The sequence below is a fragment of the Alkalibacillus filiformis genome (genome assembly GCF_030814115.1).
Lineage (GTDB): Bacteria > Bacillota > Bacilli > Bacillales > Alkalibacillaceae > Alkalibacillus > Alkalibacillus filiformis.
Window position 1 is genome coordinate 101,989 of record NZ_JAUSUP010000006.1, and the last position, 8,697, is coordinate 110,685.

The window sequence follows — 8,697 nt, forward strand, 5'->3', positions numbered from 1 at the left end:
TGAACTCCTCGGTGCTACTTTTTGGCTTTTATTCTACTGTAACACTCTTAGCCAAATTCCTTGGCTTATCAACATCACAATCGCGGTGTAGCGCTGCATAGTAAGAGATAATTTGTAATGGTAGCACTGAAACTAACGGTGTTAGTAATGGATGCACTGTTGGAATGACAAATGCATCACCTTCACGATAAAGGTCTTCAGGGCTAATGATACATGCATTGGCACCACGTGTTACAACTTCTTGGACGTTTGAACGAATAGAGCTGTTGACATGGTCTTGTGTTGCAAGTGCAATGACAGGTGTGCCGTCTTCAATTAAAGCAATTGTACCGTGTTTTAACTCTCCACCAGCAAAACCTTCTGCTTGAATGTAAGAGATCTCTTTAAGCTTTAGCGCACCTTCTAAACCGACGAAATAATCTAATCCACGTCCGATGAAGAAGCAATTGCGTGTTGTAGATAAATAGTCACGTGCAACTTGCTCTAATTGATCTTTCTGGTCACATAACGTTTCCATTGCATTACCAACAATCGCTAATTCTTTTAACGGATCGAAATCTAACGTTAAACCTTTAGCGCGTGCTGTATCAACAGCTAAGATCGCTAAGACAGCCATTTGTGCTGTGTATGCTTTCGTTGAAGCAACAGCGATCTCTGGTCCCGCGTGTAAATGTAATGTGTAATTCGATTCACGAGAAAGGGTTGATCCAGGTACGTTTGTAATCGTAAGCGCTGGATGACCTAATTTATTTGTTTCAACTAATACTGAACGTAAGTCTGCTGTTTCACCACTTTGTGAAATAAAGACAAATAATGGCTTCTCAGATAGTAATGGCATGTTGTATGAGAATTCGCTTGCGATGTGAACCTCTGTTGGAACTTGCGCAATCTTTTCTAAAAACTCTTTACCAATTAAGCCTGCGTGATAGCTCGTGCCTGCTGCAATGATATAAACGCGATCACAATCTGCCATCGCCTGACGTACGTCTTCGTCTAGCTTAATTTGGTCATTGTCATCTTGGTACTCTTGAATAATTTTACGCATAACAAAAGGTTGTTCATCGATTTCCTTAAGCATGAAATGAGGGTACGTCCCTTTTTCAATGTCGCTAGCGTCAATTTCTGCAACAAATGGGTCACGTTCCACTTTTGTACCATCAAGCTTTTGAATTTCAACACGATCTTTCTCAACTAATACAATCTCTTCATCCATTAACTCAACAAATTGATCGGTTACTTGAAGCATCGCCATTGAGTCACTCGCAACAACGTTGAACTCTTCGCCTAAACCAACAAGTAATGGACTTTTGTTTTTCGCAACGAAAACAGTGTCTTTCTGATCACGATCTAATACAGCTAATGCATAAGAACCGTGTAGTAAGCTTACCGTTTTACGGAACGCTTCAAGCGCGTTACCTGTTTCCTTTTCAAATTGCTCAATTAGTTGGACGATCACTTCTGTATCTGTTTCACTTACAAAGTTAACATCTTGCAAGTACTCACTTTTTAGTTCTTCAAAGTTTTCAATAACACCGTTGTGAACTAAAGTGAATCTGCCTGAAGTACTTTGGTGAGGGTGAGCATTCGTTTCGCTTGGCTCACCGTGAGTTGCCCAACGTGTATGTCCAATACCGATGTTAGCTGATACCGATTCATCAACAGCTTCACGTAAGTTTGCAATACGCCCTTTCACTTTGAATAAATCTGTATCCTCTTCACTTCGTACTGCAATACCTGCTGAGTCATACCCACGATACTCTAATTTCTCTAAACCTGCTAAAAGGATTTCTTTTGCATCTTGATTCCCGATATATCCTACAATTCCGCACATAATGTGTTACCTCCTATTTTGAAAGAGGCAAACAAATGCATTCCTTTACAAGGGGCGATTGTTTGCCCCTTTCTCGTGTTAGTTATTTATACACCTTGTAAGAAGTGGTTGTGCATAGAGTTGCCTCTATGTTTTCACTTCTAACTCTACAGTTGAGGTGCTACAACCGGGAGGCATCCGCCGAATACTCGATTAAACCTCCTCCTCGTCAACTATTTCTCTTCTCCGTCCTGAGAATAGCCCTGGCGCTTTAAAAATATACTTTCACTCTACGCTCCTTTCTATTCTTGAATAAAACTGACTGTTCCTATTTTACTTATATTTGTAAAACAGGTCAATTACTACTGTTGAAAGAGTGAAGCACAAGGAATGAATTTCATCCCTCATGCTTATTATATTCTATGCATCTTTTAAGCCATATGTTTCTTCTATAACTTTAGAAACTTGTGCAACATAATTCTCACAATCGTCTTTCGTTGGAGCTTCAACCATTACTCGGACGACTGGCTCTGTTCCTGACGGGCGAACTAACACGCGCCCTTTACCATCTAGCTCACTTTCTACTCGATCGATTGATTCTTGAACTGTTTGATCAAGATGAACTTCATGCTTATTCACAACACGAACATTTTGTAGAACTTGAGGGAACTTCTGCATTTCCTCGGCTAATTCAGATAACGGCTTTTTCGTTTCGTGCATAGCATTTAGTAACTGTAATGCAGATAACATGCCGTCACCTGTCGTAATGTAATCTAAGAAGATAATGTGACCAGACTGTTCACCACCTAAGTTAAAGTCATTGGCTAACATTTCTTCCATGACGTAACGGTCGCCAACAGATGTTTTCACTGTATCAATACCTAACTCATCAAACTTACGGTAAAGTCCGATATTACTCATGACAGTCGTTACAACGGTATCTTTTTTCAGACGCCCTTGTTGCTTAAGGAACTTACCGCAAATATACATAATCTTATCCCCGTCGATGACATTACCTTTTTCATCTACAGCGATTAGACGGTCCCCATCACCATCAAAGGCTAAACCAATATCTGCGCCTTGTTCAATAACAGCTTGACGCAAGTTGTCTGGGCTTGTTGAGCCATAACCGTCATTAATATTAGTACCATCTGGTGATGAACCTATAGATACTAGATCTGCCTCAAGGTCTGCAAACAGATGTGATGCTAGTGATGAAGTAGCTCCATGGGCACAATCAATAACAATCTTCATACCTTCAAAGTCTGTATCAACCGTCTGCTTTAAATGTTGCAAGTACTTCTGACCCGCTTCAAAGTAATTCATTGATTGTCCTACATTTGTTCCGATCGGTCTTGGTAAGTCATCAGTTTCCGCATCAAGTAAGTTTTCAATTTCATGTTCTTGTTCGTCATTAAGTTTAAATCCGCTTTCGCCGAAAAATTTAATGCCGTTATCTTCTACTGGGTTATGAGATGCTGAAATCATGACACCTGCTTGAGCACCTGAAGCTTTCGTTAAATAAGCTACACCAGGAGTCGATATTACACCTAGGCGCATGACATCTACACCAACAGATAGAATTCCAGCTACTAAAGCACCTTCAAGCATCTCACTTGATATACGTGTATCACGTCCAACTAGTAGCTTTGCTTTCTCTGTTGCATCTTTCGTTAGTGAGTAGGCACCGTAGCGCCCTAATTTGAAGGCTAGCTCTGGTGTTAATTCTGTGTTAGCTACCCCACGTACTCCATCTGTCCCGAAGTATTTTCCCATGATCATTCCGCTCCTTCATTCATTCCATCATATCATTCGTCAAGATCTATTCGATTCTGACCCTTACTCGTTCTTCTTCTGTAGAAAGTCTAATACCTTCAGGGCCATCTAATTGTAAATCCGCATAAAATTCACCTTCTACTTGACCATCAACATCAATCCAAACTCTTATATCATCTGAACTTAAATCGTCCAAATCACCTTGAGTTCCAATTACATTGACATCAATTAAAGCCTCTTCTGGGTCAATGAAAGTGATTTCTTGGTTGTCTTCTAAGTTGTCAACTTCTATTTCAACGTCTTCTAATGTGTCTTCGATCGCTTCTTCTACTGCAACCTCTACCTCAACTGCTTCAGGTTCTGCTCTAGTAATACCAGATGGTACAGGCACATCAACTTCTAATAAGGTCGTCTCTTCAATTTCACTTAAATCTATTTCTAAAGGCTCTAGCATATTAATCTCATCTAAACGTTCAAGACTACCGTATAAAGTAGCGGAAACAGGATTTAAATTAACCCCTTGAAGTACCAAGCTGTCATCTAATTCTCCAGTTAACTCATATGTTAACGGATAACGCTTATCATTAATCGATACATCCGCTTCAACCGAAACTGTTGATGGGTCGACATAAACACTTAATTCATTACCCTGTGCATCATAAACACGAATTGGAGCATCATTAACTACTCCATCTTCTGCTAGTTCTGTTAGGCCGACAATAGCTTTTACCATCGCAATTCGTTCCACTTCCGCACTCGAACCTGTAATATCAACCTCTTCTGGCGCGACAACTGGCTCACTAGCAAACGCATCAGTCTCACCTAATTCATCATGACCGAAAAAGTCCACTTCAACTGGAAATGACACAGTTGAACGTTCCTCGATGGTAACATCTACTGTTCTAGGTTCAATATAAACAGACAATTGATTGGATATACCAGCATGCAAAACATCAACTTCATGTTGGCCAGGTCCTAGCTCATTTAAATCAATAAACACATCAAAATTACGCTGTCGTACCGTTTGAGTTATAACACTACGCGGACCTTCAACTGTCACATTAACCGTATCAGGAACACCCCTTACGACATAATCATCTTCATCTAGATCAACTTGTAATGGTACGTTTTCCATCGTTTCCACATCTGATGAACCTGTTGGAAGAAAGATATCGTTTGATCGAGATGTATTTGCTTCATCAATTGCTACTGTTGTGTAAAGCAAAATGGCTAGAAATAGTGATACGATTCTTGTAAACCACGGGCTTTTAATCCAATTATCCATTTCGCTTCCCCCTCAAACTCCACGACTTTGATGAAGACGTACCTTCAGCAGGGTTTAACTCTTTCATTAATAATTTACGTAAATCATCTTCATCAAGTTTTCGATGAAGTTCACCATTTTTGGTGGCAGATATATTTCCAGTCTCCTCTGAAACGATTAATGTTAAAGCGTCTGTTACTTCACTGACACCCATAGCTGCTCTGTGTCTTGTCCCTAATTCTTTTGAAATAAAAGGACTTTCACTTAACGGTAAATAACAAGCTGCCGCCACAATTTCATCGCCTTTAATAATTACAGCTCCATCATGTAATGGCGCATTCGGAATAAATATATTCGTTAATAGCTCACTCGTTAACTTGCCATGAACGTCAACACCCGTTTCAACATATTCACTCATACCTGTTTCACGCTCAATTGTAATTAGAGCACCGATTCTTCTTTTACTCATATAATTACACGATTTAACAATTGCATCGATCGTTTCGTGGATTGCTTTCTCTTCAGATTGGGTATTTCTCGCAAAGAAGCTCCCTCGTCCAAGTTGTTCTAATGCACGTCGAATTTCCGGCTGGAACAAGATAATAACAGCAAGAAAACCCCATGTTATCGCTTGATAAACTAACCATTGAACAGTTTTAAGCTCTAAAATTGAACTAAAAAACCATATACCTAATACGACGAAAATCCCTTTCAACAATTGAACGGCTTTCGTCCCTCTTATAACTGAAAATAATTTATATATAACAAACCATACTAATGCTATATCAACGACGATTCTAAGCACTTGTATGAGATCTAATTCTTCCCACGACATGCCTACACTTCCTTCACGCACTTATATTCATTAGAAGCTTTTTAAACTGTTTTCATTATATCACATTTTATATTGACTTAAATAAATGTAAGTTGATTAAATTCCTATTTTTCTTTTGTAATGATTCAATTATAAAAACGCTAATTCAGACCATTCTAAACTAGCGTTTTCCCATTAACGAATTTCTTCTTCAAAACCTCTTTCCCTCTATATATTCTAGTCTTTACTGTTCCAACTGGAATATTAAGTGTTATAGATATTTCATTAATCGAGAACTCTTGGAAGTATCTAAGTAATATAACAGAGCGATACTTCGGTGGTAGTGCTTTTATGTAATCCCAAATTTGCTCATCCCGTTCGTTTGTAATGACAGATTGTTCTGGGTTAAGTGCTTGACCTTCAACTTGATCCAATCGGGTAGCATACTCAGAACCTTTAATGGCTTGGTCAAGAATCGCGAGTGGCTTTTTCTTGCGCATTTTGTCGATACAAAGATTAGTAGCAATTTTAAAAAGCCAAGGCTTAACCTGTTTAATTTCTTTAAACTTATATAGGTTTTGATATACTTTTAGAAAAGTTTCTTGTGTAACTTCTTCAGCATCGTAAAAACACCCTAAAATCTTATAACAATGGCGAAATAAATCACTGTCATAAGTTGTTAAGATTTCCTCATACAACACCAACTCCGAGTTATTTACTATATGATCCCCCTGGTTAGACACTGATATCCTTCTCCTCTATTCATTCAATCACTAATATTATACAACATTTACCAATAATTTCATATTACATTTTAGGAAGGATTTTTATGTCTGTTCGAAAATTTAGGGCCGTATAAACTCTTAAAGAGTGCAAAAAGCTTCATTTCATAACGAAACGAAGCTTTTTACTAATTAAATATATTTCTCACCAAATACAGCTGCAATCATATCTGCAGCGACTTCTGCTGTTTTATTCTTGTTGTCTAATAAAGGGTTGACTTCTACCACTTCAACCGAAGTAAGAATTTGAGAATCGTACAAGGCTGACATCGCATGAAATGTTTCTCGATACGATGGCCCTCCAACAACGGGTGTGCCTGTTCCTGGTGTATGTAAAGGATCGATTCCATCAACATCAAGACTTAAATGTACCCCATCTACCCTATTGCTTAAATAATCTATTGCCTCTTTCATCACAGTATCCATACCAAGTTTCTCAATATCACGCATAGTATATACTTGTATACCACGCTCTTTTATAAATTCCCTTTCACCTTCATCAATAGAACGAGCACCAATAATAACAGTATGTTCAGGCCTAACTTTAGGACCTTCTCCATTAATCGATGTAAGATCTTTATGCCCTTCCCCTAGACTAGCTGCTAGTGACATACCGTGAATATTACCTGATGGAGAAGTTTCGCCAGTATTTAAATCAGCATGGGCGTCAAACCAAATAACCCCTAAATCTTTATAATGATTATACAGACCAGAAATAGTTCCTATGGCTATACTATGATCCCCACCTAAAATTAACGGGAAATCTCCCCTAGATTTAATCACCTTTATTTCATCTGCAATTTTTTGGTTTCCATTAACAACTTCTTTTAAGTTTTTTAGATTTGTTTTGGAGTCTTTTTCGTTAGTTCCCACGTTTTCTATATCGATATTTCCATAATCTTTAAAGTTTACATTTAGCCCATCTAAGCGTTTATGTAAACCAGCATACCGAATAGCATTTGGACCTAGGTCAACGCCATAGTTCGGCTGTGCAATTGTAATTGGAGCTCCGACAATCCCTATTCTATTTTTCATCTAAATGCCTCCTTTTAACCTGAAGTCATTTTATATTCATTATCTCAATGGTTCAACTGGACAAAAAAGTGAATATTTATGCAAAATAAATACGCTTTCAGCAATATATTTCATTTCACTTCACTATACCAATCTTAGTTTGTGCAAATCAAGTTGAATTAACTCCTAGCATAAGTCTACAATATAAAAAAAGTTGCTTCCCAAACCAGGAAACAACTTTAAATCAATGATATGGTGGAGCCTAGCGGGATCGAACCGCTGACCTCCTGCGTGCAAAGCAGGCGCTCTCCCATCTGAGCTAAGGCCCCTTGTCTCTTATGTAAATGGTGAGCCATGGAGGATTCGAACCTCCGACCCTCTGATTAAAAGTCAGATGCTCTACCAACTGAGCTAATGGCTCTAACTTGCACTAAACTATATATGGCTGGGCCACCAGGATTCGAACCTGGGAATCACGGGACCAAAACCCGATGCCTTACCGCTTGGCTATGGCCCAATAAGATGGTGGAGGGGGACGGATTCGAACCGCCGAACCCAAAGGGAGCGGATTTACAGTCCGCCGCGTTTGGCCAACTTCGCTACCCCTCCAACTACTGGTGCCGACCGAGGGACTCGAACCCCCAACCTACTGATTACAAGTCAGTTGCTCTGCCAGATTGAGCTAGGTCGGCAATAAAGTTAGATGGTGGAGGATGGCGGGCTCGAACCACCGACCCCTTGCTTGTAAGGCAAGTGCTCTCCCAGCTGAGCTAATCCTCCAAAGCACACACGGTGCAATGAATATGTAAAATGACCCATAGGGGATTCGAACCCCTGTTACCGCCGTGAAAGGGCGGTGTCTTAACCACTTGACCAATGGGCCGTATAACAACTCTCCACAAAGCTTCCTACCGGACTTGAACCGGTGACCTCATCCTTACCATGGATGCGCTCTACCGACTGAGCTAAGGAAGCATATGGCTCCAGCGGCAGGATTCGAACCTGCGACCAATTGGTTAACAGCCAACTGCTCTACCTCTGAGCTACGCTGGAATAATAAGCAAAAATAATACCCTGAAAACTATTTTATCCAAAATCCATATACATATTAGTATATTTAAATGTTGTAGTCAAGGGTAATTTAACTGCCCGGCGGCGTCCTACTCTCACAGGGGAAGAACCCCAACTACCATCGGCGCTAGAGAGCTTAACTTCTGTGTTCGGCATGGGAACAGGT

Annotated in this window: 6 protein-coding genes, 9 tRNA genes and 1 rRNA gene; all 16 read right to left on the minus strand. The window is 39.7% G+C overall.

Annotation, left to right across the window (positions count from 1 at the left end; translation table 11 throughout):
• Window positions 1-28: 28 nt before the first annotated feature.
• Complete coding sequence (glmS, locus tag J2R98_RS10430; protein ID WP_307068750.1) at window positions 29-1,831, minus strand: glutamine--fructose-6-phosphate transaminase (isomerizing); 1,803 nt, start codon at window positions 1,829-1,831, stop codon at window positions 29-31.
• A 399-nt stretch (window positions 1,832-2,230) separates the two neighbouring features.
• Window positions 2,231-3,586: a phosphoglucosamine mutase gene (gene glmM, locus J2R98_RS10435; RefSeq protein WP_307068751.1), complete on the minus strand. Its 1,356-nt coding sequence runs from the start codon at window positions 3,584-3,586 to the stop codon at window positions 2,231-2,233.
• Between the two features lie 46 nt (window positions 3,587-3,632).
• Window positions 3,633-4,871 (minus strand): CdaR family protein, encoded by a 1,239-nt coding sequence (locus tag J2R98_RS10440; protein WP_307068753.1) that lies wholly within the window; start codon window positions 4,869-4,871, stop codon window positions 3,633-3,635.
• Window positions 4,864-5,685: a diadenylate cyclase CdaA gene (gene cdaA, locus J2R98_RS10445; RefSeq protein ID WP_307068754.1), complete on the minus strand. Its 822-nt coding sequence runs from the start codon at window positions 5,683-5,685 to the stop codon at window positions 4,864-4,866. Before cdaA ends, J2R98_RS10440 begins: the two co-directional genes overlap by 8 nt.
• Window positions 5,686-5,840: 155 nt before the next feature.
• Window positions 5,841-6,407 carry a sigma-70 family RNA polymerase sigma factor gene (locus tag J2R98_RS10450; protein WP_307068757.1) on the minus strand — a complete coding sequence of 189 codons (567 nt, stop codon included), beginning with the start codon at window positions 6,405-6,407 and terminating at the stop codon, window positions 5,841-5,843.
• A gap of 171 nt (window positions 6,408-6,578) precedes the next feature.
• Window positions 6,579-7,481 carry an arginase gene (gene rocF, locus J2R98_RS10455; RefSeq protein ID WP_307068759.1) on the minus strand — a complete coding sequence of 301 codons (903 nt, stop codon included), beginning with the start codon at window positions 7,479-7,481 and terminating at the stop codon, window positions 6,579-6,581.
• A 232-nt stretch (window positions 7,482-7,713) separates the two neighbouring features.
• Window positions 7,714-7,789 (minus strand) — tRNA-Ala (locus J2R98_RS10460).
• Window positions 7,790-7,805: 16 nt separating this feature from the next.
• Window positions 7,806-7,881, minus strand: a tRNA-Lys gene (locus J2R98_RS10465).
• 21 nt (window positions 7,882-7,902) lie between these two features.
• Window positions 7,903-7,977, minus strand: a tRNA-Gln gene (locus tag J2R98_RS10470).
• A gap of 6 nt (window positions 7,978-7,983) precedes the next feature.
• Window positions 7,984-8,069: transfer RNA gene (locus tag J2R98_RS10475), tRNA-Tyr, on the minus strand.
• Between the two features lie 6 nt (window positions 8,070-8,075).
• A tRNA-Thr gene (locus J2R98_RS10480) sits at window positions 8,076-8,152 on the minus strand.
• Between the two features lie 12 nt (window positions 8,153-8,164).
• Window positions 8,165-8,240: transfer RNA gene (locus J2R98_RS10485), tRNA-Val, on the minus strand.
• Between the two features lie 31 nt (window positions 8,241-8,271).
• A tRNA-Glu gene (locus J2R98_RS10490) sits at window positions 8,272-8,343 on the minus strand.
• Between the two features lie 19 nt (window positions 8,344-8,362).
• Window positions 8,363-8,435: transfer RNA gene (locus tag J2R98_RS10495), tRNA-Thr, on the minus strand.
• 3 nt (window positions 8,436-8,438) lie between these two features.
• Window positions 8,439-8,513 (minus strand) — tRNA-Asn (locus J2R98_RS10500).
• A 94-nt stretch (window positions 8,514-8,607) separates the two neighbouring features.
• A 5S ribosomal RNA gene (gene rrf / locus J2R98_RS10505) occupies window positions 8,608-8,697 on the minus strand; the annotation flags it as partial.